Genomic DNA, 25,422 nt, shown 5'->3' with positions numbered 1-25,422 from the left:
AAAACAGTCTACCCGCAACCAAAGCGCTACCTGTGGCAAAGTCAACTGAACCCAGCAATCCAGAGAGTCCGAGCCAACTTGCCCGCACGCCTCTGTACGACCTATCATTAGAACTCAAAGGCCGAATGGTGCCCTTTTCCGGGTGGGAGATGGCGGTGCAGTACGCAGGCATCAGCAGCGAACACCAAGCAGTACGACAGCAAGCAGGAATGTTCGACATTTCCCACATGGGAAAATTTGGTTTGAGAGGGAAACAAGTAATAGAAAAATTTCAACCCTTAGTACCCTCAGACTTGAGCCGCTTGCAACCCGGTCAAGCTCAATATACAGTCTTGCTAAATGCCAAAGGCTGCATCTTAGACGACATTATTTTCTACTGCCAAGAACCAGACCCTATCACTAGCGAAGAACGTGCAGTAATCATTGTCAACGCAGCCACTCGCCTCGCCGACAAAGCATGGATCACCACTCACTTAGAATTGAGCGAACTCTGTTTTACAGACATCTCCGAAGATAAAGTTTTAATTGCCATTCAAGGGCCAGAGGCTGTTAACTATCTCCAGTCTTTTGTGGAAGACAACCTGTCACCAATTAAGGCATTCGGTCACTTAGAAACAAATCTGTTGGGACAGCCGAGTTTTATCGCCAGAACAGGTTACACCGGCGAAGATGGGTTTGAAATCATGGTGGATGCCGAAGTAGGGAAAGAACTGTGGCAAAAATTGTTAGCTGCTGGCGTTGTGCCCTGCGGTTTGGGCGCGAGGGATACGTTGCGTTTAGAAGCAGCAATGGCTCTTTACGGTCAAGATATCGACGACAATATCACGCCTTTAGAAGCTGGATTGGGTTGGGTTGTTCACCTCGACACCAAAGGCGATTTTATTGGCCGTGAGGTTTTGGAACAGCAAAAAGCGAGTGGAGTATCCAAGCGGTTGGTAGGGTTAGAAATGCAGGGGCGGCACATTGCGCGCCACGGCTATCCCGTAATATGTGAAGGCGAAAAAGTAGGAGAAGTTACTAGCGGTACATTATCGCCTACTTTGAATCGGGCAGTGGGCCTCGCGGTTGTTCCGGCACAATTAGCTAAAATCGGTCAGCAATTAGAGGTCGAAATTCGCGGAAAAAACTATCCGGCTAGTGTGGTGAAAAAACCATTTTATCGATCGCAAAACCGCCCCATTTAACTTAAGTAGGTGAGCATTAGTTCAGGGGAGTTGCTCACAGCAATGGTTCACAATAAAGTGTAAGTGTATGTGTTGTTGTGGAACGGGCTTCTAGCCCATTGCTCATAATTGTGGTAAAGAATACTCATCTACTAGCTTAGCAAATTGTCGCAAAGTTGCAGCATAGCGATCGCCCGCCACATCCATCAAATCATTATGACCCGCCCCATCAACCCAAAAATTCAATTTCGGCTGCTTCGCCGCTGCAAACAACTGCTCTCCATGCCAAAAATGCACCACCTCATCAGCCTTACCATGAATCACCAAAACAGGCGATCGAACTTTGCCAACCTTATCAATATTCACAAACTTGTCAAAGGGTAAAATAGGAATCCGCGTCAACACCCGAAAAGCCGAAACAAAGGAACTTTCAACCACCAAACCGCCCACTTTTTGCCGCGAAGCCAAATCAATTGCCGGCCCACCCCCCACAGAACGCCCGTAAAGAATAACTTGCTTTGCAGGTACTCCCAAATGTTGGGTTAAATAATTGTAAGCAGCCTCAATATCACGATAAGTATTATACTCAGAAGGCTTTCCCTGGCTCGTGCCGTAACCTTGATAATCATAGGCAAACACAGCAAACCCGCTATCTCGAATCTCTCTGAGTAGCCACAAAATGCTGTCCAAGTCTTCCGCATTTCCGTGACTGTAAAGTATAGTATATTGAGCTTGCGGGTGAGGAAAATGAACAGTAGAAATTATCACGCCATTAGCTGAGCTAACTTTGATAACTTCCCTGCTATTACTCTGACTAGATGGGGGAGGTTGAAAAATTAGCCGTTCTGAAAAAAAGAAACCGTAAAAACACAGAAATGCGTAAATAAAAATTATAGATAGCATCAGTCTTTTGACAGAAAATTCTCCAAAAAGCAAGCGTTTAATATTTTTTTTGTTCCAGTTAGCCATCACTAAAGGCTCATAGTTGAATAAGATTTAACTAATACTTTTTTATTGCGAGAAAAGACATGGCACTAACATACCCCGATGACCTGAAATACCTAGACACCCACGAATACATCCGACTCGAAGGCGAAATTGCCACCATCGGCATCAGTGCCTTTGCAGTTGACCAACTCGGCGATATCGTGTTTCTAGATTTGCCAGAAGTCGGTGCAGGGTTGGAAAAGGGAGAAGCTTTCGGTACAGTCGAGTCAGTGAAAGCCGTTGAAGACTTGAAAGCACCAGTTACCGGTACAGTTGTAGAACGCAATGATGACATTATAGAGTCTCCCGAAAATTTGGCGGAAGACCCCTATGGCGCTGGATGGCTGCTGAAAGTGCGCGTTGACAACACCAGCGAAGCAGACGATGCTTTCTCGGCCCCGGAGTATCGAAAAATGGTGGAAGGGGAATAGGGCATAGGGAATAGGGCATACGGCATGGGGCATAGGGCATAGGGCTCGTTGATAATTCCACAATCTGCCAGGGGTTGAAACCCCTGGCTAATAGCACAAGTCGTCTAAAGACGACTGAAATACCAAGCTGTTGCGGGGGGAGTTGCGATAAGTGCAGCTTAATCTACAGTCGTCTTCAGACGACTTTAGCTATGAGACAGGGGTTTCAACCCCTGTCGGACTTTGATACACACAAAAAATCTTGCTTAGTCGGTGACCGACGACTTTAGCTATGAGACAGGGGTTTCAACCCCTGTCGGACTGTCGGACTTTGATAGACGCAGAAAATCTTCCTGGTTTTCTTAGCAAAATGTTACAAACAAAGAAGCAAAAGTCTATTCAGGAGAATCCGCCTTGGTACTCTACAGCCCTCAACTTGAACCCAGTCAGCAGCAAAACCTTTCCTCCATCAATGGTTTTGCGGGCCGGCACATTGGCCCGACCCCCAGCGAAATCCAGCAAATGCTCAATGTTTTGGGCATTTCCAGCCTCGATGAGTTGATTGACAAAACGGTTCCAGCGGCGATTCGCATTTCAGCACCCCTACAACTTCCCGCAGCGCAAAGCGAGTACAGCGCTTTGGCCGAATTGAAAGAAATTGCGGCAAAAAATCAGGTATTTCGATCGTACATCGGCACTGGATATCACGACTGCATCACACCCCCGGTCATTCAGCGGAATATCCTAGAAAATCCCGGCTGGTATACAGCTTACACTCCCTACCAAGCCGAAATTGCTCAAGGCCGATTGGAAGCTTTACTGAACTTCCAAACCATGATAATTGACCTCACGGGTTTGGAAATTGCCAACGCTTCTTTGCTAGATGAAGGGACAGCGGCGGCGGAAGCGATGGCGGTGAGTTACGGCGCCAGCAAAAATAAGGCAAAAGCGTTTTTTGTTTCCCAAGATTGCCACCCTCAAACTATTGAAGTTGTGCAAACTCGCGCTAAGCCGCTGGGAATTGAGGTAATTGTCGGGGACCATCAAAGCTTTGAGTTCGATCGTACAATCTTCGGCGCTCTCCTGCAATACCCCGCCACAGACGGCGCAATTTACGACTATACGGATTTTATTCGATCGGCACACGAAGTCGGCGCATTAGTCACAGTCGCCGCCGACATATTGAGCCTTTGCTTGCTCACACCCCCCGGCGAATTCGGCGCGGATATAGCCGTAGGAAGCACTCAGCGCTTCGGAGTGCCGATGGGATTCGGAGGGCCCCACGCAGCCTATTTCGCCACGAGAGAAGAGTTTAAACGGCAAGTTCCGGGGCGAATAGTCGGCGTTTCTAAAGACGCTAATGGCAAATCTGCTTTGCGCTTGGCTTTGCAAACTCGCGAACAGCACATCCGCCGCGAAAAAGCTACTAGCAATATTTGTACTGCTCAAGTTTTGCTGGCAGTGATGGCGAGTATGTATGCTGTTTATCACGGCCCGTCTGGACTGAAAGACATTGCTGAGAAAGTATGGAGTTTAACAGCACTTTTGGCATCCGGTTTAAGAAGTTTCGGATACAAAATTGGTTCTCAACATTTCTTCGATACTTTGCGGGTAGAATTGGGAGATAAACCGCTGTCAGCAATTCTAGAAGCTGCTAAAGCTCGCAAAATTAATCTCCGAATTTTCGATAATTCGACAGTGGGAATCACGTTAGATGAAACTGTCACCGTTGAAGATGTGCAAGAGTTGTGGAAAATTTTTGCACAGGATAAAGATTATATCAGGGCGGACGGGCAGAATGCTCTCAACATTCCGCTGGATGCAGACGCATTGAGTTTATATCTGACATTACCAGATTTTTGCGATCGCACCAGCAGCTATCTCGCCCATCCAGTTTTCAATAGCTACCATTCAGAAACTGAACTTTTGCGGTATTTGCACCGTTTAGAAGCCAAGGACTTATCGCTAAATACATCGATGATTCCCTTGGGTTCTTGCACAATGAAATTGAATGCAACAGCAGAGATGATGCCCGTGACTTGGGCAGAATTTGGCAAGATACATCCCTTTGCACCCCGCGATCAAACTCGTGGCTATCAAATGATGTTCGTGCAACTAGAACAGTGGCTGGCAGAAATCACCGGTTTTGCGGGAATTTCTTTGCAGCCCAACGCCGGTTCCCAAGGCGAATACGCGGGTTTGTTAGTTATTCGCCAATACCACGAACACCAAGGCGAATCTCACCGAAATATCTGTTTGATTCCCCAGTCAGCCCACGGTACAAATCCGGCTAGCGCGGTGATGGCGGGAATGAAAGTAGTTGCTGTCGAGTGCGATTCCCAGGGTAATATTGATGTTGCAGATTTACATAAAAAAGCCGAAAAGCACAAAAATGAACTGGCGGCTTTGATGGTGACATATCCATCAACGCACGGCGTTTTTGAGGAAGAAATTAAAGAGATTTGCGAGATAGTTCACCACTGCGGCGGACAAGTTTATATGGACGGCGCGAATATGAATGCTCAAGTTGGTTTGTGCCGCCCCGGTGATTTTGGTGCTGATGTTTGTCACTTGAATTTGCACAAAACTTTCTGTATTCCCCACGGCGGCGGCGGGCCGGGAATGGGGCCGATTGGGGTAATGTCTCATTTAGTAGAATTTTTGCCCAGTCATTCTATTCTTAACAGTCAACAGTCAACAGTCAACAGTCAACAAATATCAGTTGGTGCTGTTTCCGCCGCGCCTTGGGGAAGTGCTAGCATTTTGCCTATTTCTTGGATGTACATTCGGATGATGGGAGGAGTAGGTTTAACTGAAGCGACAAAAGTAGCAATTCTTAATGCTAATTACATGGCAAAACGCTTAGAATCTTACTATCCGGTTTTGTACAAAGGGAAAGCTGGTTTGGTGGCGCACGAGTGTATTCTGGATTTGCGATCACTCAAAAAGTCTGCGGCTATTGAAGTTGAAGATATCGCTAAACGATTGATGGATTACGGCTATCACGCGCCGACGGTTTCTTGGCCGGTTGCTGGTACGGTAATGGTGGAACCAACGGAAAGCGAATCGAAGCAGGAATTAGACCGTTTTTGCGATGCGATGATTGCAATTCGAGCTGAAATTGCGGAGATTGAAAAAGGTAATGTTGACGCGCAAAATAACGTCTTGAAAAATGCGCCGCATACCGCAGAATCTCTGATGGTTGATGAGTGGAATCGTCCTTATACTCGCGCGCAAGCGGCTTATCCGGCACCTTGGACTCGCGAACATAAGTTTTGGCCGGCGGTGGGTCGGATAGATAATGCGTTTGGCGATCGCAATTTTGTCTGTTCTTGTTTGCCAATGGAGGCTTACAGTCAAGGTTAAATAAGTCTCTCCGGGTGGGCAATGGGCACCTTACGCATATAATCTTGTGGGGTGCTTCTAGCCCGTCCAAAAAATAAAATTTAAATGTATATCGGAACCGGGGGCTTAGGCTTTCCGAATGTACATGAATTACGACGGAAAAGGCGGTAAGTACGGCGATACTTGGGTGCGCTCAGCTAGCACAGATCAAGGGCTTTTGTCAATCTACGCAGCCGATCGTACCAGTGATGGTACTCTGACGCTGGTAATTATTAATAAAACTAGCCAAAATTTGACCAGCAAGTTGAGTTTGAAAGGATTTAACCCAGCCGCCAAAGCTCAAGTTTACAGTTATAGCGATGCGAATTTGCAGGCGATCGTCCGTCAGACCGATTTAGGTGTCAGCGCCGCAGGTTTTCAGGCAACTTATCCCGCTAATTCTATCACTTTGGTGGCCATTCCAAAGGCTTAATACCCAATCCGGCTTAAATATCCCCACTTCTTCTTAGTCCCCCTCTGCTAGGACTTTGTGTATCTAATAGTTGTTTCAACGGCGGAGAATAAAAGGGGTTTTCAACTACAGCGTTTGGCATCTAAATGGAGTACACCCCTCCCCAACTCTCCCCTTATTAAGGGGAGGGTACCCGATAGGGCGGGTGGGGTGAATGTACTTCACTTAGTTGAAATCTGCGGTATTAAGCACTGAGCATCCAAGCAACACACTGTTGCATTTGATTGCTCATTGTTTGTCGATCGGCATTATACCTGCGGCCGTGTCCCGGCAACACCCATTCAAACGAGTAATTAGCCAAATGCTGCATAGATTTGATTTGTTCTGGCCAAGAATACCAACAGACTTCGCGAAAGCCAACTAGCTGCTGCAAACTTTCCGACCAAGCAAGATGATCGCCGGTGAACAAAAACTTGTTATTGTAAAGCAAAACTGTGTGACCTTTCGTGTGACCGGGAACAGGTATAATCAACAAATCATCTGCGATTTGATGCGGTTCGCTACCAGGCAATTGAATTTCAACACTGCGAGTACCCGCGTTAATTTCGTCAGCATGGAGAATGCGATCGCACCCAAAATGATCGCGGTATTGTTGATGATCTGCCACATCGTCGCGGTGAGTCAAGTACAGATAGCGAATGCCGCCCATTGCTTCTATGTTTTTGACTAGCGGCGGCACAAAACGGGGAGAATCAACTAAAATGTTTCCTTGAGGACGGACAATTAAATAGCTGGCTGCGGCGTAGGATTTCTCAGAGTGGTAACCGCAGTGATAGACATTTTCTGCTACGAGTGCGGGTAACATTTGCTGGGCTTGTTTGATGCTTTTGGGTTTTTCTACAGTGCCGATCGAACTTGTGGGACAAGACAAAAGAGCCGCGAGCGATCGCATTTCTTCAGTTTCATTAGTTGGCTGCTGGTAAACCGCAGACTGTTCTCCTGCTTGACCAAATACTTCAGGTGCCATCCACCGACAAGTATCACAGTCAATGCAGGTATTGTCTACATAAAAGTTACCGTTAATATTTTCAGTACGCCTCCGATTAATGTTAGCCATCTTTCTACCTCTTAATAACCCATATAAATTATGGTAACTTACTATAATGACTACCTCCGACATCCCGCCGGAGGTTTAAACCATTCTCACAGACCAAGCCGATTAAAACTCACCTCTTGCAGCATTCTCAAGAACGGGCAAGATGCCCGTTCCACAAGAGATTAATTTTCTTGTGGAACAGGCATCTTGCCGGTTCATAAAAGGATTATTGACAATGGTGCAAGATATAAGTTTCAATCAACAATTCTACTGCTGCTGATCCGCTGGAAAAGCACCCGCTTTCACCGCCACAGTAACAGGTTGTCCGCCGCGGCTCAATTCAAGCTGCAGATCGCTGCCCACTGTACTTTTCTCGACAATTTGCTGTACGCTGCCAGCATCACTTACTTCTGTACCGTTGATTTTCTTGATGACATCGGCAAGGCGAACTCCAGCTTGTGCCGCCGGAGAATTTTTCGCAACTCCCAAAACTAACACGCCTTTATCTTCAGTCAGCCTCAATTTGGTGTTGGGATTTTGATTAAATTCTCTCTTGATTTCGGGAGTAATGCTCAACATCCGAACGCCGAGATAAGGATGTTCGGCTTTTCCTGCTGTTACTAATTGGTCGGCAATTTGTTGTGCTCGATCGATCGGAATAGCAAAACCCAATCCTTGAGCGCCTTGAATAATCGCCGTATTCATGCCGATAACTTGACCGCGCTGGTTCAGCAGCGGCCCACCAGAATTGCCGGGATTGATCGCAGCGTCGGTTTGAATAAAGCTGACGCGCTTGTCGGGAACACCGACATCGGCGCTAGAACGGCCTGTAGCGCTAATAATTCCCACAGTCACAGTATTGTCCAAACCGAGGGGATTGCCGATCGCGATCGCCCATTCTCCCGGCTGTAACTCTTCAGATTTGCCCAAATTCACCACAGGCAAGTTGTTAGCTTCTATTTTAACAACAGCCACATCAGTAACTGTATCTACGCCTAAAACTTTGCCGACAAATTCGCGGCCATCCTTCAGTTTTACCGTCACCGTATCCGCGCCATTAACAACGTGAGCGTTAGTCAAAATGCGGCCGTCGGAACCAAAAACAAAACCCGAACCGGAACCCCGTTCTACTCGATTTCCCGGTTGAATGGGAGATTCCGAACCGAAGAAGCGCCGGAATTGCTCGGGTATCTCATCTGGAACTTGGTTCGTCACCGTGCGAGACGAATTGATCCGCACCACTGCCGGGCCGACTTCCTGCACAACTTTAGTGACAAAGTTAGAGTCTTGAGAGGGCAGTATATTCGCGGGCAATGCTGAGATTGGCGCTGTAGTTGAAGGTTCAGCTTGAATGGCGTTAGAACTTCCAGGAACTTGAGAAGTTAGGGCGTTGCACCCAACAGTTGCAGTGGAGCCGAGTAAAAGGAGAGATAAAAAAGCAATTTTTTTCGACCACGTAAAAGTGCGAGAACGCTGAGATGCAGGCATATTTTGAGTTGACATAGTATTGATTTGGTGAGAGTTAGAGCGAGAGTTATAATTATGGTTTTGCATTTTTAGCACCTACTGTAATTAAGTTAGAAGTAAAGGCTCTTTAATTTTAATTCAAGCATTTGTGATGTCTGCTTGACTGGTGGGGTTTACCCTACAAGCTGGGGTAGAAACCGGACAGTCGCAGGCAACTTGTTTGTGAAATCGAGCTTTTGAGTGCGATCGAACTGGGTCGGCACTGGCGACTTGCTGTCTGAGTGCGATAATACAAACTACGGTAGCCAGCTCGCATATTCCGCATTTCCCGCGAACTTTTCACTGGATTGATATCCGAAGTCAACAACAATCTTGCTTGCACTCAAAAAAACCAGGTTTCTACGCAAAATCTTCGTTGTCAGCGATCGACGTTAACCTAGAAACGGAGTTTTTGACCCCGCCTGCATCCAGGAAGGATAGCAGCTAAAGCACCGGAAAGCCTCACCCGAAAGCAGGAAGTAAAAAACCTGTAAAGCCTCAAGCTAAAGTACCAACTAAACCTAAGTCAAAATAGCCTGCAAAAACTCTCTTCAAATCTAAAATTTGAACCTATGGAGGAATTTTATTGCTCCATAGGTTCAATGGAACTAACCGAATCGATTTCCCTCGACTTTTTCCTCGAACTTTCCAAAACATCAACAGTATTCTTAATAAAACCAGCCATCGGCACAGCAACTAACAAACCTGCTACTCCTGCCACCTTAACCCCTACCAGCAGCGCCACTAAAATCCACACAGGATTGAGGCCGATAAAACCGCCTAATAACCGAGGAGCAACCCCGCTTTCAATTATTTGCTCAATTACTGTAGCGACAGCTAAAACTGTGACGCCGAGCCAAAAGTTGTTTAATGTGATGAGCAAACTGACAATGCAAATACTGAAAGGTGCGCCGAAGGGAATCATAGTCATTACACCCACACCCAAACCGAACAGAAGTCCGAAGGGAACTCGCAAAATTAAAAAAGCAACAGTGATAGACAGTCCCATCAAACCTGCCAAAGTTGCTTGCCCGACGAAGTAGTTGTGGAAGCTTCGCGCCAGCAACTCTCGCAATTGAAGGCTCTGCTTGGAAGGAAACCATTTAAACAATCCTTCCCATACGCGATCGCCGTGCAAGAGCAAGTAGAATGTCACGACTATTGTGAGGAGGAAATTCAACAGACTGTCGGCAGCACCTAAGCCAAATTTGAGAATTTCGCCAGTGAGAGACTGCAATTGAGATGAAAGTCGATCGCTCAATTGGGTAGTCAAACCGCTGACATCAATGCGGAGATTGCGATTTTCCGCCCACTTGTTGAACGCTTCAATCTGTTCTGTGCCAGAAACTATCCAAGTCGGCAGTCGGGTGGCAAGTTCAGTAATTTGGTTTAGCAGAATCGGGGCTAGAGTCAGACCTAAAACCACCAATAGCAGTAAAGTCAAAAATAATACCGACAAAACTGCTCGATCGCGCTTCAAGCCGTATCTGTGCAGAAAGCGCACTGGATAATCTAGCAAAAAAGACAGCACTGTAGCCACTACCAAAACAGTAATCAGGGCGCGAAAATATTCAAAGACTAGGAGGGCTAACCAGCAGTTGAGTACCGCTAGGGGAAATACCAGTCCGTAAATCCACCACTGCGGCAGTTGAGTGAAACGTCTCATCTAAGTTAACCGAGTTAAAATTTGAGATGCAAGATGTGAGATTGGCGCTGCTATTCGCCCTTCTCTGTTAACCATTTTATAGTGCATTTTTTTATACCCGACTGCTGAAAATTCCCAGTTGCTCGACCAGCAGCGGAAATTGGGTTGCTGGCAGGCAGTGCCTGCCACAACCATGTTATATCGTTTCCGCTGGTATGGATATATCACCTGCGAAAAAAATATTTTTTGCTGTTGGCAAGGCAGCAGTTTGCAGCGCGGGATTCAACCTTTTTCCCCGTGCCGTTCGAGAGCTAATTGAATTAAACGGTCTACTAATTCCGGGAAAGAAATGCCGTCCGCTGCCCACATTTGCGGATACATACTGGTAGCTGTAAAGCCAGGAAAAGTGTTGATTTCGTTAATCAAAACTTCTCCGGTTGATTCAATGTAGAAAAAGTCTACTCGCGCTAAACCTGCCGCGTCTATAGCCAAAAATGCTTGCACTGCCATTTCTTGGATTTGCGAGACGATCGCACCGCTGACTTTTGCCGGGATTGAGCAGTCGGCTTGTCCCTGGGTATATTTAGTTTCGTAGTCGTAGAAATCGCTTTGGAAAGTAATTTCTCCCACCGTTGAAGCTTGGGGGTTGTCGTTACCTAAAACTGCACATTCTAATTCTCTAGCAACCACACCCGCTTCGACAATTATCCGCCTGTCGTAGCTGGCGGCGCTGTCGAGAGCTGCTTCTAATTCAGCACGCGATCGAGCTTTAGAAATCCCCACAGACGAGCCCAAATTCGCCGGTTTGACAAAGCAAGGATAGCCCAACTCAGCTTCAATTTTGTCGCACAGTTTGGGGAAAACGCAAGGATTAGACCAGATTTCGGAACGGTTGACAGCGATGTATTTTACCTGCGGCAAACCAGCCTGAGCAAAAGCCATTTTCATCGCAATTTTATCCATTCCCAGCGCCGACCCTAAAACCCCGGAACCGACAAAAGGAACTTGCATTAATTTCAGCAATCCTTGCACCGTACCGTCTTCGCCGTTTGGTCCGTGCAAAACAGGGAACCAAACATCTACGGCATTAAAATTAGGAAACTGTCCAGCGGGAGAGTCGTCTTGTCCTGTTTGTTCCTCTATTTCCAGAGGTTTTCCGCTGGCTAAGACTTGTTGAGGTAATGTTCCCCACAACCAGCGACCGTTTTTTTGGATGTAAAAGGGCAGAACTTCGTATTTAGAGGCATTTTCGTCAGCAGCGAGGGCGCGGGCGATTGCCCGCGCTGAACTAATTGAGACTTCGTGTTCGCCCGATCGCCCCCCGAACAATAGCCCGATCCGCATCTTTGTCATTTTTTAATACTCCCGGTACTTTTTGACAAATATACACGCAGTTAGCGCAGCTATCACAGGAAGTATGCGACAGAAACTAAGAATTAAGCATAAGCTGTTGCGAATTTAAATTGTATATTGCGGGCGGCCTCGAAGAAACTCCCCAGTCATAGTTTGATGATTTCTTGACATACAATTTAAATCCCCCAACAGCTTACAGCATTTCTCCCGTCAAACTAAAAGCGCGAATATCTGTAATTTTAACCCGCACAATTTTACCCGCCAATTCTGCAATATCGCCCTTAAAAAATGTGAGACGATTGCCACGAGTGCGTCCCATCACCTGAGTTGAATCTTTGAGATTCTGGACTTCCACCAAAACCTCTTCAGTGCGTCCGAAATAGCGCTGCGATCGTTCCATCGCCGTTGTTGTGACTACATGATTGATTCGTTGCAGGCGATCGGCTTTCACCTCCTCACTCAACTGATTTTCCCACAAAGCCGCCGGCGTTCCCGGGCGCGGCGAATAAGCAGCAGTATTCACCAAATCGAAACCAACGTCTTCGATTAACTTCAAAGTCTTCTCAAACTGTGCTTCCGTCTCCCCCGGAAAACCGACAATCGCATCCGCCGTAATCGAAGCATCCGGCATATAACGGCGAATGGTATCAATAATCCGGCGATATTTTTCCTGAGTATAACCCCGCGACATCGCTTTCAAAATATCATTATCTCCAGACTGAAAAGGAATGTGAAAATGTTCGCAAACCTGCGGTAATTCAGCACAAGCCTTAATCAATCTTTCCGTAAAATAGCGCGGGTGGCTAGTAGCAAATCTGAGGCGATCGACTCCCGGCACATCCTGCACAAAATAAAGCAAATCCGTCAAAGTATGCTGGTTGCTGCCGTCCGGTTTTGTTCCAGGCAAATCGCGTCCGTAAGCATCAATATTTTGCCCCAATAAAGTTACTTCCTTGTAACCTTGACGCCCCAAATCCTCCATTTCCGCCCGAATTGCCTCCGGCATTCGCGATTGTTCAACCCCGCGAACATTCGGGACAACACAATAAGTGCAGCGTTCATTACAGCCGTAAATTACATTCACCCAAGCAGTCACCTTGCTGTCGCGGCGCGGCTTAGTAATATCCTCCATAATCTCAACAGCTTCTGTCGCCACAACTTGATTGCCCTCAAAAACTTGTTCCAGCAAATCTTCAAGTCGGTTAGCGTGTTGCGGCCCCATTACTAAGTCTAATTCCGGCACTCTCCGCAGCAGCGCTTCACCTTCCTGCTGCGCGACGCATCCAGCTACAATTAAAGTTAAACCCGGTTCTTGGCGCTTGCGATGAGCTTGCCTTCCGAGGTTAGAATAAACTCTTTGTTCGGCATTGTCGCGAATTGTGCAAGTATTGTAGAGAATCAAGCTAGCTTCGTTCGGGTCTTCCGAGAACTCAAAGCCCATATTTTCGAGAATGCCGGCCATCCGTTCCGAGTCGGCTTTATTCATCTGGCATCCGAAAGTAGTGATGTGATAGCGGCGGGGTTTAACGGTCATGGCGAATTGCAGGCAAATAAAAAATATAGGTTTTCAACCTTAACCAACTATTATATAACAAGTCTAAACCCTTTGTGAACTTTTATTTTTATCACTCTTTTCTTTTTCTCAGCACCCTCTGCTGTTTATTAGACTTATTGCATAAATCTTTGATGAATAGGGGAAACCGCAGATAAACGCAGATAAACGCAAATGCCTTTCAAGATAATTTGCTAAGGCATACAATCTTGTCTCTTAAAAAAATCACTTTCACAAATCTGTAGGGTGTGTGAGGCGCTGCGAGTAACTTGCGCCACCGACAATCAATCTTAAACCGCGCGTCAGGCACCAAAATGTAGTTTTGGCGGTGGGTGAGTGTTAAAAATCTTACAGTTTGAATGCAAAAATTACTCGCCCTCTTGCACAACACCGAAAGTCCTAATGCTAAGGTTTATTTGGGCGTATTTCTCTATTTATTTTGTCTGTAAAAACTGTAAAATTGTTTTGGCAATACCTTGTGCAGCCAAATAAGGAACCCCATTGCCAACAGTTTTAAACATATTAGTCAACGTCATTTTGGCCGGCAGTGCAAAATCTTTTGGCATTGACTGAATAGCCAGTGTTTCTGCAACTGAAAGCCGGCGAAGTTTGTAAGGGTGCAAGTGAACTTCGTTATTGCCGTAACAAGCTGTTGGCGAATAACGCCATCGGTGCAATCGCTTGAAAGATTTTTTTGAATCATCTCCTTCATCAACGGAAGCAAACCGCTTAAGACCTGCTTTGGGTTGGAAATAGTGTTTGGCATTGGGATGGTTGAGAACGTCATTTTTTTGGAACCAAAATTCTACCGTTAAATCTTGGGGAATGCCATCAGGACAAGGCACAAAACCATCACCTGCAAAGGCTGTTCTATCAGGCCAAGGATGCGAAAAAATTTCTGATTTGGGATATAAGATCTGACTTTGCCAAGGAAATAAACTTTCGGATAACATTTGGCTTTTTTCCTCTAGGGAAATGCCCAGATATTTGACAATATTTTTTCTAACCCCAATCAAAATAATTCTATCCCTATCTTGCGGAACCCCGTATTCTATCGCATTAATTAAACGTTCGGCAAAAACGTAGCCCGAATCCGCCAACTGATGTTTTAGTTCGTCGTAAAAAGATTTATGTTTTTTGGTTCTCCACAAACCTTTGACATTTTCAAATAAAAAGAAATCTGGCTGCTGCTGACAAATTAATTCAATGTATGAAGCTGAAAGTTGACCTTTATCTCCTTCTTGACCCCGGTTTTTGCCACCAATAGAAAAGTCAGGACAAGGCGGCCCCGCGATAAATCCCACAATATCGTGATGCTTCCGGGCATCCTGCATCAATTCCCGTAGGCGAAAAGCTGGTTCTCCCCCTACAAGTCGAGTTACATCTGCTTCCTCTCCTTCGCAATATCCGTATTCTGGTAGCGGCAAATTCAGGCACTGCCGAGAATAGCGGTATGCTTGCATGAAAGGTGGGAAAATTTCATTGACATACGCTACATTAAAGCCGATCGACTCAAAACCCAGATCGAGCAACCCAGAACCCGAAAAAAATGAGAAAATACAAGGAGGACGGTGCATTGAAGGATCACAGCAATTTTGAGTTGAGCTTACTATAAATTATGTTGGGTGCTCAGGGAGCGGTACACCTGACTATAAATTCTGTAGGAAATAGGGAATTGGGAATTGGTAGAATAGCCGGAGCGGGTTTATGAAATTATTGGTTTGAGGCGATTATTTTTGGTAAAAACCGCCCCTACAGGTATTATTACAACCATTGTCCGCCTCGGAAACGCCAGTGAGGAAACAAAATCCGCATCAGTGTTTGCGACGCCAGATAAATAGCCAGCCACACTAAACTGTAATGCAAAGCAAAAGCTCCCAAGTCAAAATCTTGTGCAGGTATCCCGGGCAAACCGATAATTTTGATTAAAAATAACACAAAAAGTGCTTCCCAAATTCCAGCGAGTAATTGAAACGCGCCGGGCCAATCTCGATCCCAGCGGAACTGTTGGATGTAGATATATAAAGCATCCCAGCCGAGGCCCAAAATCGCTACATACCCTAAAATCCAGAAAAAGATTGAGCCTGATTGGGAGGTAATTAAACCCAAACAAAAGGGCAGCGTTACTAAAACGCCTACGGTTGCAAATAACAATAACCGAGTTTGCCAACGGCCGAATAAAGTGGGAGTCATGCGATTTTAGATTTTAGATTTTAGATTTTAGATTGAAGGCGAAGTTTGTTCTATTTTAGATTTTAGATTTTAGATTGAAGGCGAAGTTTGTTTAAATCCGTTAAATCTTACATCTTTTACCAGTTTCAAGAACAGGCATCTTGCGTGTTCCACAAAGAGTGAGTTTTATTGTGAGGTGGACATCCTGCCCGTAAAAAACCTATTGAAAATGGTGCCATATCTCAGTTAAATCCATTAAATCCTGTACATTGCTTGTTGCCGAACTTCCTCCTTCAAGTTAGTCGGGAGATTTATTTAAAATCCACTTCAACCACTGCACAAACGATCGCCAAACGCTCAATTTCCGCACACCAGCAACTCGGTTGGCGGCCAGACTTTCAACCGATCGCAAGGCCGCGTATTGCAAGCCCAAAAAACTGTCTACCGGCGCGTAAGGCCCTCCCAAAGTAATCGCGCCTGCTGCGTATACCCGGCCTTCTGTGTTGCTACCAGAAGAATTCCGCAATTCGGGCACTTCAAAATCGTTGTTAACACTCAGCCGGCCCAAACCGTTGAGGGGAAGATTGTATTGAGCTACCAAATCGTTTAACAGGGGACTGGTTTTTACCTTAGCGTCCAAACCCGTAGCATCAATAATAAAATCAGCCTCTAACTTAATTTGCCCCTTGAGTTCCTTCTCCTGAATGTACGTCACTGTGCGGTTTTGACTGTCGCGCTCAACTCGCTCAACTTCACCGAAGGTAATTTGATACCATCCTTGACTTAAACCTTCTTTGACAATCCGCCGCCAGTCGCTGCGCTGGGCTGTAGTAGTTCCACCCCAGTCGGTGAGCAACTGCGGCCGCAATTCTGGGGCGGCTTGTTCCAAAAGTACGCGGAGTTCCCCGCCCCAGCAAGCTTTTGGCCAGTTGAAAGGTTGAAATTCGTAGTGATTTTCGACTCTTCGCTGAGCGAGTTTAAATTTGTTACCTTGAGGTTTGGGCGATCGCATCAAATGCAATACTTGAATGTTGCGGTTCCGCTGTCGCGCTTCGTAAATTCGCTGCACCACGCGGGAAGCCACAATTCCCCGGCCTCTAATTAACACGCTGCCGCCGCTGGCTTCCAATTTTTCGTAAACGCCGTCGTGGCTTTCATAAGCGTTGACAACCGACTCAAAATCCTGGGTTTTTTCGCGGTAAGCTTGCAAATCGGGCAGAAATTGAATGGCGGGATAGCCGGTGGCTAAGTGTACGTATTTGGCGATTAAAAAAGCGTGCTCGCGGTGATCCGCATCCGATCGAGAATAAGCGATCGCGTACCTGCCGTCATCTGTTTTGCGAATTCCCCGCACTCTACCGTAGCGAAACATCTGATTCCACCCAATTCGATCGACTTCCCTGTCAATAGAATCAAACACATTACCCGCGCGAGGCGTATAAGTTTCGGCAAAAGTCGGTTCAGCAAACACCTGCCACATCAACTTCAACGACATCCCCAAACGCCCTTTCCGCAATTCCTGCCAAGCTTCCCGCAAAGCATAGGGAGGCCACCCCCAAATGTTGTCTGGACAAGAGTCAGAATTCGATCGTAGGCGTTCCCGCAGCGGAATTTGAGAATTGAGACACAGACGCAGATAGCGGGCGTAAGGCTGGTTTTCCATGCCCAAAACCGCAATTCGATCGATTTTCACACCGCAAATTCTGAGCAAATCCACCCAAATAAAGCTGCCCAAACCGCCGCCAACGGCAGCCCAATCAACTTCTGTCACAGGGAGTCCCCTAGATTCGAGCGATCGCATTGACACTTGAGAAGCTTGCAAAAATTCGATCGGCGGAAATTCTCCCCTACTACTTGTTTGAGGAAGCTGCAACATTACTGGCTGCCCCAACGCGGGATCGGGCCCATTCGTCTGCGGGTTAAAGAAAATGTGAAAATTGACCGACGGCATTTCAGGGGAATTAACAGCAAAAGAAATGCCGATCGCATAGGGCCCAACTTGCAGCATATCCCCGTTTGCCAGCACGCAACGGGTTTGGCGAACGCCGTTGACAAAAGTACCGTTGCGGCTACCCGTGTCAGTAAGTAAAATACTGTTACCTTCGGTGCCAATCACTGCGTGAAAGCGAGACACTTGACTGCTGCTGAGCGCAATTCGAGAAACTCGTTTCCCGTTGATTGTGGCGGGCATAGCTTCAAAAATTCGTCCCAAAGCGATGGGTAAGTCGAGTATGGGGGATCGACAATCCCCCGTAGCTGTATCTGTCCAAGTCAGTCGCAGGCGCAAGGGTTGAGAATTCATGATTATTTTTTAAACATCAGCCGTCGGCTTTGAGCTTTCTGCAAAAAAAGATTTTTGAAGTTGAGAGTGTTTAGCGGATAGCCCGATTTTCCCTTTTTTACACTCTCACGGAGAGATGACCACACTCGCCGCCGCCGCCAAAGAAGTACCGCACCACGGACACCCCGCATTCAACTGCGCGTAAGGCGAAATTCGGCTGCATTTGGGACACTGCAAACCGTATTTTGAAGGCCCCGTCGGCTGAAAGTTACCAGGTGCGGGAGGCCCAGACAGCAAAACTGTCTGGGGCGCGGCTACCTGCACCTCCGTCACATTCACCACCTCGATTTGCACTTGCCCTAAATGGATGTGACTTCCCGAGTTCAATTTTGCTTCGCCTCGGGCGAGAATTTGTCCGTTTACCAGGGGCGGATTGCTTTCGCGCAAATTCCGCACTGCATACTCCTGCAATTCCTGATTAAAAAATATTTCAACGTGCAGCCCCGATACGCTGGGATGCGAAAATACTATATCGCACTTTGCCGGATCGCGCCCTAGCCTCACGGTTCCCGGATTTTTGCTCGGCTGTCCGTTTTGAATTGTTCGAGTTTGACGCACCCCAGCTTCTGTCCATGCTAAAGTTAGCTGGTTTGTCATGATTGTATATGTTTGCTCAAAAATATAAAAAAATATTAACTGATTTATTTTGAGGACGGAGTTCCTCACTAAAAAACTTAATTATAATTATTGGGGCCGACTCGATCGAACTTCTAAAAATATTATTATGTGCAGCTAAACAAAAAACCCCTGAGTTCGAGGCTTTTAGTGCTGGTATTGGCTTTTTTTGAGAGGCTGACTCGCGCTAGCCAGCTTTTCTTTCCCACAAAATTATTGACTGCAGTGCAGCTTGGTTAAAAAATTGCTGTTCAAAATTTGCCAGCGATTACTAAAAACTAATTGCTGTGGGGTTTTCAAATTTGCAAAGCTTTGGTGCGCTAGTGACGAATTTTGGAGGTTGGACGATCGAACTACCTCGGTAACTTCGATCGCCCCACCTCCTCAAACGTTCACTGTCCTAGTGCTATCTCTCACGCTGCAACTGTGCAATCTTTCATTACAGGGCCAGCCTTGAGAGACTTAAGCTTCGCTCTTGCGGCTTTTGCGACCGCCTTCGCGACCAATTTGAGCCATGTGTTCGCGATTTCTGCTGACAGCTTCCCCACCTTTTTGACCAGCTTGTCTGGCTTCTTCAGGGGTGAATTCGTGTGCAGTTCCTTTCTCGTGTGCAGCTTTTCCGCCTTTGCTAGCAATTGCGCGCTGTTTTTCTGCATCCATAGAAGCGAATCCGCGTTTGCTTTTCTCAGCCATGACTGTCTCCTTGTTTGTTTCTGATTTTTTAGCTCGATCGCGCCTTCGCCTCCCACTGTCGTGGTTGCTCCCAGTCAGTGGTGAGATATCCGACGGTAAATTATGAAACCTCATCACACGAATCTAAGCTTTTGGTTTAACTCGCAGGATGACTCTTTCATAATTTACAAATGTGAACTAAAAATAGTTCACGCCCGGGCACTATTGTTAGAGCCGCCAATGTTTTAAGCTGGTTACTGTCTTTCAATCATTCTATAAACCCCCCCAACTTTTATACCTCTTTCTCAGGTATAGTCATTCTTTAGTTCGCTGGAAGGATGGAACCGAAAGCTGATTGGCAGTAGACTCAGAGGATTTTTTGACTCGGGCGGCGCCACCTCAAAAATTAAAAGTCCAAAGACGGATGCTTTTTTGGTCTTTTTACTTTTTTTTTGATGCTTTCCGCGCTTGCCAGTTATCCCGATGTTAGTTGGTCTGCCGATCGAGTTGTTTCTGGTAAGCGATATTTTGGGGCGCAGCGCAGGACGTACTCGATCGCACTTATCAAGTTTACCTTATGACCTATCGAAACATACATCGGTTTTACCCCTGTTTGCGTCCTTAGCGCTGCGCCTACCGTTGATCCCTCCAGCAGCAAGGGTTGCCAACTGCCCCGGTCGAGTCCGACTTCTGAATGTTCTCCAATAAATCGATTTTTGGCAACTCCGATTGTGGGAATCCCGGTCAAAACCCCCAAATGGCACGCAAGACCGAATCTGCGGGGGTGGGCTAGTCCTTGACCGTCGCACAATATCAAGTCTGGCCTCAAACTGATATTTTCCAAAGCTTCGAGAACTGCCGGCACTTCTCGAAAAGACAGGAAACCCGGAATATAAGGAAAAGTGGTAGGACTGCGAACCACAGCTTGCTGCTGCAACTGCAAGTCGGGAAAGCTCAGAACGGTTACAGCGGCCCGCGATACATCGTTTACACTGTCGTAGCCGACATCTACGCCTGCGACGTACTGAACTGTCTCCAGTTGATTGGCGGTAATTACCTCTGACCGAAGCTGTTCTTGAATGGCGATCGCCTCTTCAACTGTCTGCGGCCAAGGGTGTCGCTGCAACATTTTGATTTCTCTTCAACCGTTCTCATCTAAGCTTAACTTCTTTTCGGCCATTTTTAAACTCGGATTTTTATCGTTTGTAGCTATAAATTCCTAACTTGCCCAAGGAGTCTTTTTTCCTACTCCGGAGGGTTGAGCAAGGCGACCTAGGCTAATTTTACAAATAGAGTCTGTAGGTCGGAGAGTAAAATTCTATCTTTCGCTTGTGCTTGAACCCACCCCCAAAGGTTTTATCGACACCCTTCTCCAATGTTCTACTCAAAATTTACAAAAAATACCTATTTGATGCTGATTTTTTAGCTTTCTAGAAAGCTTTATCTTTCCGATCGCCATTTTATCGCTTGTCAAAGAGCGATCGAGTTCTTTCTTTACTTCTGCTATATCTAAAAAAGTCCTCTTTGTCAAGATGATTGAAACATTTATTAATCAATAATCTCACCCAGCTACAAGTGCCATTGTACATCCCCGCTCATCGAGCTAAGAGGTTCCCTGAGCCTCGCAACTATATGACTTTTATGAAAAAAAATCAATGAATTTATGAGCTGTTGCACCATTAACATGAAGCTATAATCTTAGATAAGATGAATATAAAACTAACATCAAGTAACACAACATAGGTGAATCAACATATGAAAACCATGCAAAGTGTTAAGTACAACCTAGCTCTCTACATCGTCGGTGGCATCGTCTTCATTATCGCAGCCTTGATTTTAAGACCTTTTACCCTTGTCGGCCCAGGGGAACGCGGCGTTATGATGCGCTTCGGGAAAGTTCAAGACGCGATTTTAGATGAAGGCATTCACCCGATTTTACCGATCGTCACCTCTGTAAAAACTCTCAGCGTGCGGGTACAAAAAACAGATTTGAAAGCCGATGCAGCATCCAAAGATTTGCAAAGCATTACTACAGATTTGGCAGTCAACTGGAATGTAGATCCCGCCAAAGTAAATCAAATTTACCAACAAATAGGAGACGAAGAAAAAATTGTTACCAGCATTCTAAGTCCGGCAATTTCTGAAGTTCTCAAAGCAGCAACTTCTAAAAAAACCGCAGAAGAAATTATCACTAAGCGCACCGAACTAAAAACAGAAATCGACAACAGCCTCAAAAAGCGTTTGGAACCTTACGGCGTCATTGTCAGAGATGTTTCTTTAATCAATTTTGGCTTTTCTCCAGAATTTAGCAAAGCCATCGAATCCAAACAAATAGCAGAACAAGAGGCCAAACAAGCAGAATTTACAGTTCAAAAAGCAACCCAAGACGCTCAAGCTGAAATCAACCGTGCTAAAGGTCATGCAGAAGCTCAACGCTTGCAGCGACAAACTTTAACGGCCGAAATTTTGCAGCAGCAAGCAATTGAAAAATGGAACGGTCAGTTTCCGACAGTAATGGGAGGAGGCGGAACTTTGCCATTAATTAATATTGCGCCGCCGACTTCTCAAGCTGCAACTCCTGCTAAATAAGCTGCTGCAAATCATGATTGCCAGGGCGCTGGGAGAAGGGGAGAAGGGGAGAGGGGGAGAGAGTCTGAGGGGGAGAAGAATGGAGGGTTTTTCACTGCGGAAGTGAAGATGTGCTTTTTTAAATGCCCAACAGCAAGGGTAGAAAATACCAAGCAACTAACGTGAAATCCCGCTTACTTAAATGCGGAGATACAATTTACGTTGCGCGAGTCCTGAAAAACGTTAGAGTAAGAAACAACTCGGAAATTGTAAAGGTTTGCTTGAAAGTTCGGCTGATGGGAGATCGGGAGAACCAGTCAATTTCTAATTTAGATGAAGTCGGGGATGTCGGCGATCGCCATACTGCGTCAGAAGCCCTGTGGCTGCGCGATCGAGCCTTGGCAGCTACTAGCAGCGGCATTGTCATTGCTGACGCCAATGCACCGGATTGTCCCATAATTTATTGCAATCCGGCCTTTGAACGGATGACAGGTTACTGCGCCAGTGAAATCTTGGGGCGCAATTGCCGATTTTTGCAAGGCCCGGATACCGATCGAACTACTGTAGCTAAGATCCGCGACGCCTTGCGCCAAGGTCTAGAAATCCAGACACCAATCAAAAATTACCGCAAAGACGGCACTCCATTTTGGGCCAAATTATCGCTATCTCCCGTGCGAGACGACAACGCTAATTTGACTCACTTCGTAGGAGTTCAATCTGACTTGTCGGAACCAATATGTGAAGTGCAACAAGCATTGCAGCAAGCTAACGACCAACTGCAAACGATTTTGGAAGCAGTTCCGGGAACAGTATCTTGGATTAGCTCGGATTTGCGCTATTTGGGGGTTAACCAACACTTAGCCAAACTGCATGGTTTGCGGCCGTCGGCTTTTGTCGGTCAAGATATCGGTTTTCTGGGCGCTAGCTCGGATTTTAACTCTTTTGTGGTGGAGTTTTTTGCCGGCGAGGCTACGGAAGCGGTTAAAGAACTCAACGTTAAGGTACAAACCGACGGGGGAGAGTCGGAGGGATACTATTTGATTGTGGCTCAAAAGTACGATCGCGGCAGAGCAGCTTGTTTGGTAGGGATTGACATTACCGAGCGCAAGCAGGCAGAAGAAGCTCTGGTGCTGACTCGCAAGGCGGTGGAAAGTTCGAGCGACGCGATCGGCATCAGCGATGCGAACGGTACTCACATTTATCAAAATCAAGCGTTTTCTCAGCTATTTGAATGGGACACCGCAGAGGAATGTAAACTAGCCGGAGGTATATCGGCAGTTTTTGCTGACCCCGCAGTCGCCGGGGAGGTACTCGACACGATCGCCCAGGGTTATTCTTGGTTTGGTGAAATTACCAACCGCACTAAAAGCGGTAAAACTTTGCAAGTGTTGCTGCGGGCCGATGCTATTAAAGACCGCACGGGGAAAATTGTCGGTCTGATTTACATGAATACCGATATTACCGACCAAAAGCGCACGGAACAAGAGCTGCGGCAAAGCGAGAAGCGCTTTCGATCGTTGATTGAAAATGCTAGAGACATTATTGTGATTCTCGACGAGAAAGGCTTTTGCCGCTATGTATCTCCTTCCCTAGAGCGGATTTTGGGCTACCCGACGGCGGAAGTCCTGGGCCGGTCTATATTTGACTTGATTCACCCTGACGAATTGCTGATAGTGGATCAAGTGTTCAAAGGTGTCATGCAAATGCCGAGAGTTAGTCAGGGAATGGCGGAATACCGAGTGCAGCACAAGGACGGTTCCTGGTGCGTGTTGGAAGCGGTGGCGACGAATTTGCTCAACGAACCTTCGGTGCGGGGAATTGTGGTCAACTGTCACGACGTGACTGAGCGCAAGATGGCTGAAGAACAACTGTTGCACGATGCTTTGCACGATGCGCTGACAGAGTTGCCGAACCGCGCTTTGTTGACTGACAGGTTGGGGCAAGCTTTTGCCCGCGCGCAACGGCATCCGAGCTATCAATTTGCGGTGCTGTTTCTGGATTTGGACAGGTTTAAGGTGATTAATGACAGTCAGGGACACCGCATGGGCGATCGGCTGTTGGTGGGCGTGGCTCGCCGTCTTTTGACTTGTTTGCGGCCAGGGGATACGGTGGCTCGTCTGGGAGGAGATGAGTTTGTGATTTTGCTGGAAGAAATTCACGGTGTTGATGAGGCGATCGCCCAAGCAAAGGAAATTCTCAAAACGATCGAACGACCGCTTTATTTGGAAGGTAATAAAGTTTTAATTACTGCTAGCATCGGCATTGCTTTGAGTACCGAGAAATATCAGTACCCGGGAGATATTTTGCGCGATGCTGATATTGCGATGTACCGGGCAAAAGCTCTGGGTAAAGCTCGCTACGAAGTTTTTACCAGTGCGATGCACACTCAGGCGGTGGCTTTGATGCACTTGGAACACGATTTGCGGGAGTCGGTTGAAGAACTCAATTTGAAATATTCGATAGTGGATTTCGGATGTGTGGCGGTGGAGGAAACCTCACCGATGAGCGAAATAGATCGGAAGTTGGATCGTCCGAAATCGCCATTGGCTCCTTATAAATTGGAATGTCCTTTTACTGTTTATTATCAGCCGATTGTTTGTTTAAAAAGCGGATCGGTTATCGGATTTGAGGCGCTGGTGCGCTGGCTGCACCCGGAAAGGGGTTTAGTTTCCCCGATGGAATTTATTGCGATGGCGGAGGAAACAGGGTTAATTACGCCTTTGGGTTTGTGGGTTTTGAACGAAAGCTGCCGCCAAATGATTAAGTGGCAGAGTTTGAATTTACCTGTGGGAAATTCGCCGCTGACAGTCGCAGTAAATCTTTCCGGGAGGCAGTTTGCGGAACCCGAGTCGATCGAGCAAATTAAGCAAGTTTTGCTGGAAACAGGTGTTGACGCTCGCTGTTTGAAGTTGGAGATTACTGAAAGTGTGGTGATGGAAGATGGGGAAGCGGCGGCGGCGATGCTTTCGCATTTGAGAGACTTGGGTATCGGGCTGTGTATTGATGATTTCGGCACTGGTTATTCGTCTCTGAGTTATTTGCACAAGTTCCCGATTAATATTTTGAAGGTCGATCGCTCTTTTGTTACCCGCATCGGGGAAATGGGCGAAAATTTGGAAATCGTGCGGGCGATCGTCATGCTGGCCCGCAGTTTGGGGATGGAGGTAGTAGCAGAAGGTGTCGAAACCGCCGTCCAATTGGCTCAAATGCGGGCGATCGGCTGCGAGTACGGTCAGGGGTACTTTTTCTCTAAACCTCTCGACAGTGAGGCAGCTACAGCCTTGTTGAGGCGATCGCCCAAATGGTGAACTGAACCAAATATTTAATTTGTATTTTGAAAAATATTAAAGCTCTTGCGGCCTGTGCTTATTGGAGATTCAATAAGGGCGATCGATCTTTTGGTAATCGATGTCTTGAGTGTTAAAATTACAATTGAGTATAATAGCAAACTATAGAGATAGGTAAAAATATACAGCCGATTCCAGGTTTATGAAGTACAGTAGCAGCAGCTTGTAAACCAGTTTTTAAAGTGCTGTGGATTAACCA

The 25,422-nt window shown here is 46.5% G+C and carries 19 protein-coding genes; 7 read left to right on the top strand and 12 right to left on the bottom strand.

Translation table 11 applies throughout. From position 1 onward, the window contains the following. Positions 1-32: 32 nt before the first annotated feature. Positions 33-1,184 carry a glycine cleavage system aminomethyltransferase GcvT gene (gcvT, locus tag QUA57_RS12905; RefSeq protein WP_333061287.1) on the top strand — a complete coding sequence of 384 codons (1,152 nt, stop codon included), beginning with the start codon at positions 33-35 and terminating at the stop codon, positions 1,182-1,184. Positions 1,185-1,286: 102 nt separating this feature from the next. On the opposite strand, the gene QUA57_RS12900 is transcribed toward gcvT, so the two are convergent. Continuing rightward, positions 1,287-2,132, bottom strand: coding sequence for an alpha/beta hydrolase (locus QUA57_RS12900; RefSeq protein ID WP_333061286.1), 846 nt, complete (start codon positions 2,130-2,132; stop codon positions 1,287-1,289). Between the two features lie 59 nt (positions 2,133-2,191). On the opposite strand from QUA57_RS12900, the gene gcvH reads away from it, so the two are divergent. The 3 genes from gcvH (at position 2,192) to QUA57_RS12885 (ending at position 6,377) form a co-directional block, all read left to right on the top strand. Then, a complete protein-coding gene (gene gcvH, locus QUA57_RS12895; protein ID WP_333042492.1) occupies positions 2,192-2,581 on the top strand; it encodes a glycine cleavage system protein GcvH in 390 nt (129 codons plus the stop codon). A 393-nt stretch (positions 2,582-2,974) separates the two neighbouring features. Next, positions 2,975-5,926 carry an aminomethyl-transferring glycine dehydrogenase gene (gene gcvP, locus QUA57_RS12890; protein WP_333061285.1) on the top strand — a complete coding sequence of 984 codons (2,952 nt, stop codon included), beginning with the start codon at positions 2,975-2,977 and terminating at the stop codon, positions 5,924-5,926. A 118-nt stretch (positions 5,927-6,044) separates the two neighbouring features. Next, positions 6,045-6,377: a hypothetical protein gene (locus QUA57_RS12885; protein ID WP_333042496.1), complete on the top strand. Its 333-nt coding sequence runs from the start codon at positions 6,045-6,047 to the stop codon at positions 6,375-6,377. Positions 6,378-6,600: 223 nt separating this feature from the next. On the opposite strand, the gene QUA57_RS12880 is transcribed toward QUA57_RS12885, so the two are convergent. Then, positions 6,601-7,473 carry an MBL fold metallo-hydrolase gene (locus QUA57_RS12880; RefSeq protein WP_333061283.1) on the bottom strand — a complete coding sequence of 291 codons (873 nt, stop codon included), beginning with the start codon at positions 7,471-7,473 and terminating at the stop codon, positions 6,601-6,603. A gap of 30 nt (positions 7,474-7,503) precedes the next feature. On the opposite strand from QUA57_RS12880, the gene QUA57_RS12875 reads away from it, so the two are divergent. Beyond that, positions 7,504-7,638, top strand: coding sequence for a hypothetical protein (locus QUA57_RS12875; RefSeq protein WP_333061281.1), 135 nt, complete (start codon positions 7,504-7,506; stop codon positions 7,636-7,638). 81 nt (positions 7,639-7,719) lie between these two features. Here QUA57_RS12875 and QUA57_RS12870 read toward each other — a convergent pair whose 3' ends face one another. The 10 genes from QUA57_RS12870 to nfi all read right to left on the bottom strand — a co-directional run bounded on the left by QUA57_RS12870 (position 7,720) and on the right by nfi (position 20,437). Then, positions 7,720-8,955: an HhoA/HhoB/HtrA family serine endopeptidase gene (locus QUA57_RS12870; protein WP_333061280.1), complete on the bottom strand. Its 1,236-nt coding sequence runs from the start codon at positions 8,953-8,955 to the stop codon at positions 7,720-7,722. A 586-nt stretch (positions 8,956-9,541) separates the two neighbouring features. Beyond that, positions 9,542-10,624: an AI-2E family transporter gene (locus QUA57_RS12865; protein ID WP_333061279.1), complete on the bottom strand. Its 1,083-nt coding sequence runs from the start codon at positions 10,622-10,624 to the stop codon at positions 9,542-9,544. A gap of 261 nt (positions 10,625-10,885) precedes the next feature. Next, positions 10,886-11,956, bottom strand: a complete 1,071-nt coding sequence (locus tag QUA57_RS12860) for a D-alanine--D-alanine ligase family protein (RefSeq protein ID WP_333061277.1) — start codon at positions 11,954-11,956, stop codon at positions 10,886-10,888. 193 nt (positions 11,957-12,149) lie between these two features. Further along, positions 12,150-13,490: a tRNA (N6-isopentenyl adenosine(37)-C2)-methylthiotransferase MiaB gene (gene miaB / locus QUA57_RS12855; protein WP_333042505.1), complete on the bottom strand. Its 1,341-nt coding sequence runs from the start codon at positions 13,488-13,490 to the stop codon at positions 12,150-12,152. Positions 13,491-13,942: 452 nt separating this feature from the next. Further along, entirely contained in the window at positions 13,943-15,085 is a 1,143-nt protein-coding gene (locus tag QUA57_RS12850; protein ID WP_333061276.1) for a DNA cytosine methyltransferase, read from the bottom strand. Between the two features lie 187 nt (positions 15,086-15,272). After that, positions 15,273-15,701 carry a hypothetical protein gene (locus QUA57_RS12845; protein WP_333061274.1) on the bottom strand — a complete coding sequence of 143 codons (429 nt, stop codon included), beginning with the start codon at positions 15,699-15,701 and terminating at the stop codon, positions 15,273-15,275. 277 nt (positions 15,702-15,978) lie between these two features. Further along, a complete protein-coding gene (locus QUA57_RS12840; RefSeq protein WP_333061271.1) occupies positions 15,979-17,982 on the bottom strand; it encodes an FHA domain-containing protein in 2,004 nt (667 codons plus the stop codon). 105 nt (positions 17,983-18,087) lie between these two features. Continuing rightward, complete coding sequence (locus QUA57_RS12835; protein ID WP_333061269.1) at positions 18,088-18,618, bottom strand: FHA domain-containing protein; 531 nt, start codon at positions 18,616-18,618, stop codon at positions 18,088-18,090. Between the two features lie 480 nt (positions 18,619-19,098). Beyond that, entirely contained in the window at positions 19,099-19,329 is a 231-nt protein-coding gene (locus tag QUA57_RS12830; protein WP_006631632.1) for a KGG domain-containing protein, read from the bottom strand. A 454-nt stretch (positions 19,330-19,783) separates the two neighbouring features. Continuing rightward, on the bottom strand, positions 19,784-20,437 hold the full coding sequence (gene nfi / locus QUA57_RS12825) for a deoxyribonuclease V (protein WP_333042515.1): 654 nt from the start codon (positions 20,435-20,437) through the stop codon (positions 19,784-19,786). 626 nt (positions 20,438-21,063) lie between these two features. Between nfi and QUA57_RS12820 the strand changes: the two genes are divergently transcribed. Further along, a complete protein-coding gene (locus tag QUA57_RS12820) occupies positions 21,064-21,897 on the top strand; it encodes a prohibitin family protein (RefSeq protein WP_333061268.1) in 834 nt (277 codons plus the stop codon). Between the two features lie 161 nt (positions 21,898-22,058). After that, positions 22,059-25,184 carry an EAL domain-containing protein gene (locus QUA57_RS12815; protein ID WP_333251134.1) on the top strand — a complete coding sequence of 1,042 codons (3,126 nt, stop codon included), beginning with the start codon at positions 22,059-22,061 and terminating at the stop codon, positions 25,182-25,184. Positions 25,185-25,422: the final 238 nt, after the last annotated feature.

Origin of the sequence: Microcoleus sp. Pol7_B2, from assembly GCF_036701035.1 — a bacterium.
Lineage (GTDB): Bacteria > Cyanobacteriota > Cyanobacteriia > Cyanobacteriales > Microcoleaceae > Microcoleus.
Note: the sequence above shows the minus strand (reverse complement) of the source record. Positions and strands in the feature narration are given on the sequence as shown.

Coding starts and splice junctions, on each gene's coding strand:
- QUA57_RS12885 (WP_333042496.1), top strand. CDS start 6,045: ATGTACATGAATTACGACGGAAAAGGCGGTAAGTACGGCGATACTTGG.
- QUA57_RS12880 (WP_333061283.1), bottom strand. CDS start 7,473: ATGGCTAACATTAATCGGAGGCGTACTGAAAATATTAACGGTAACTTT.
- QUA57_RS12875 (WP_333061281.1), top strand. CDS start 7,504: ATGGTAACTTACTATAATGACTACCTCCGACATCCCGCCGGAGGTTTA.
- gcvH (WP_333042492.1), top strand. CDS start 2,192: ATGGCACTAACATACCCCGATGACCTGAAATACCTAGACACCCACGAA.
- QUA57_RS12835 (WP_333061269.1), bottom strand. CDS start 18,618: ATGACAAACCAGCTAACTTTAGCATGGACAGAAGCTGGGGTGCGTCAA.
- QUA57_RS12840 (WP_333061271.1), bottom strand. CDS start 17,982: ATGAATTCTCAACCCTTGCGCCTGCGACTGACTTGGACAGATACAGCT.
- QUA57_RS12860 (WP_333061277.1), bottom strand. CDS start 11,956: ATGACAAAGATGCGGATCGGGCTATTGTTCGGGGGGCGATCGGGCGAA.
- QUA57_RS12820 (WP_333061268.1), top strand. CDS start 21,064: ATGAAAACCATGCAAAGTGTTAAGTACAACCTAGCTCTCTACATCGTC.
- QUA57_RS12850 (WP_333061276.1), bottom strand. CDS start 15,085: ATGCACCGTCCTCCTTGTATTTTCTCATTTTTTTCGGGTTCTGGGTTG.
- miaB (WP_333042505.1), bottom strand. CDS start 13,490: ATGACCGTTAAACCCCGCCGCTATCACATCACTACTTTCGGATGCCAG.
- nfi (WP_333042515.1), bottom strand. CDS start 20,437: ATGTTGCAGCGACACCCTTGGCCGCAGACAGTTGAAGAGGCGATCGCC.
- QUA57_RS12845 (WP_333061274.1), bottom strand. CDS start 15,701: ATGACTCCCACTTTATTCGGCCGTTGGCAAACTCGGTTATTGTTATTT.
- QUA57_RS12865 (WP_333061279.1), bottom strand. CDS start 10,624: ATGAGACGTTTCACTCAACTGCCGCAGTGGTGGATTTACGGACTGGTA.
- QUA57_RS12830 (WP_006631632.1), bottom strand. CDS start 19,329: ATGGCTGAGAAAAGCAAACGCGGATTCGCTTCTATGGATGCAGAAAAA.
- QUA57_RS12870 (WP_333061280.1), bottom strand. CDS start 8,955: ATGTCAACTCAAAATATGCCTGCATCTCAGCGTTCTCGCACTTTTACG.
- QUA57_RS12900 (WP_333061286.1), bottom strand. CDS start 2,132: ATGGCTAACTGGAACAAAAAAAATATTAAACGCTTGCTTTTTGGAGAA.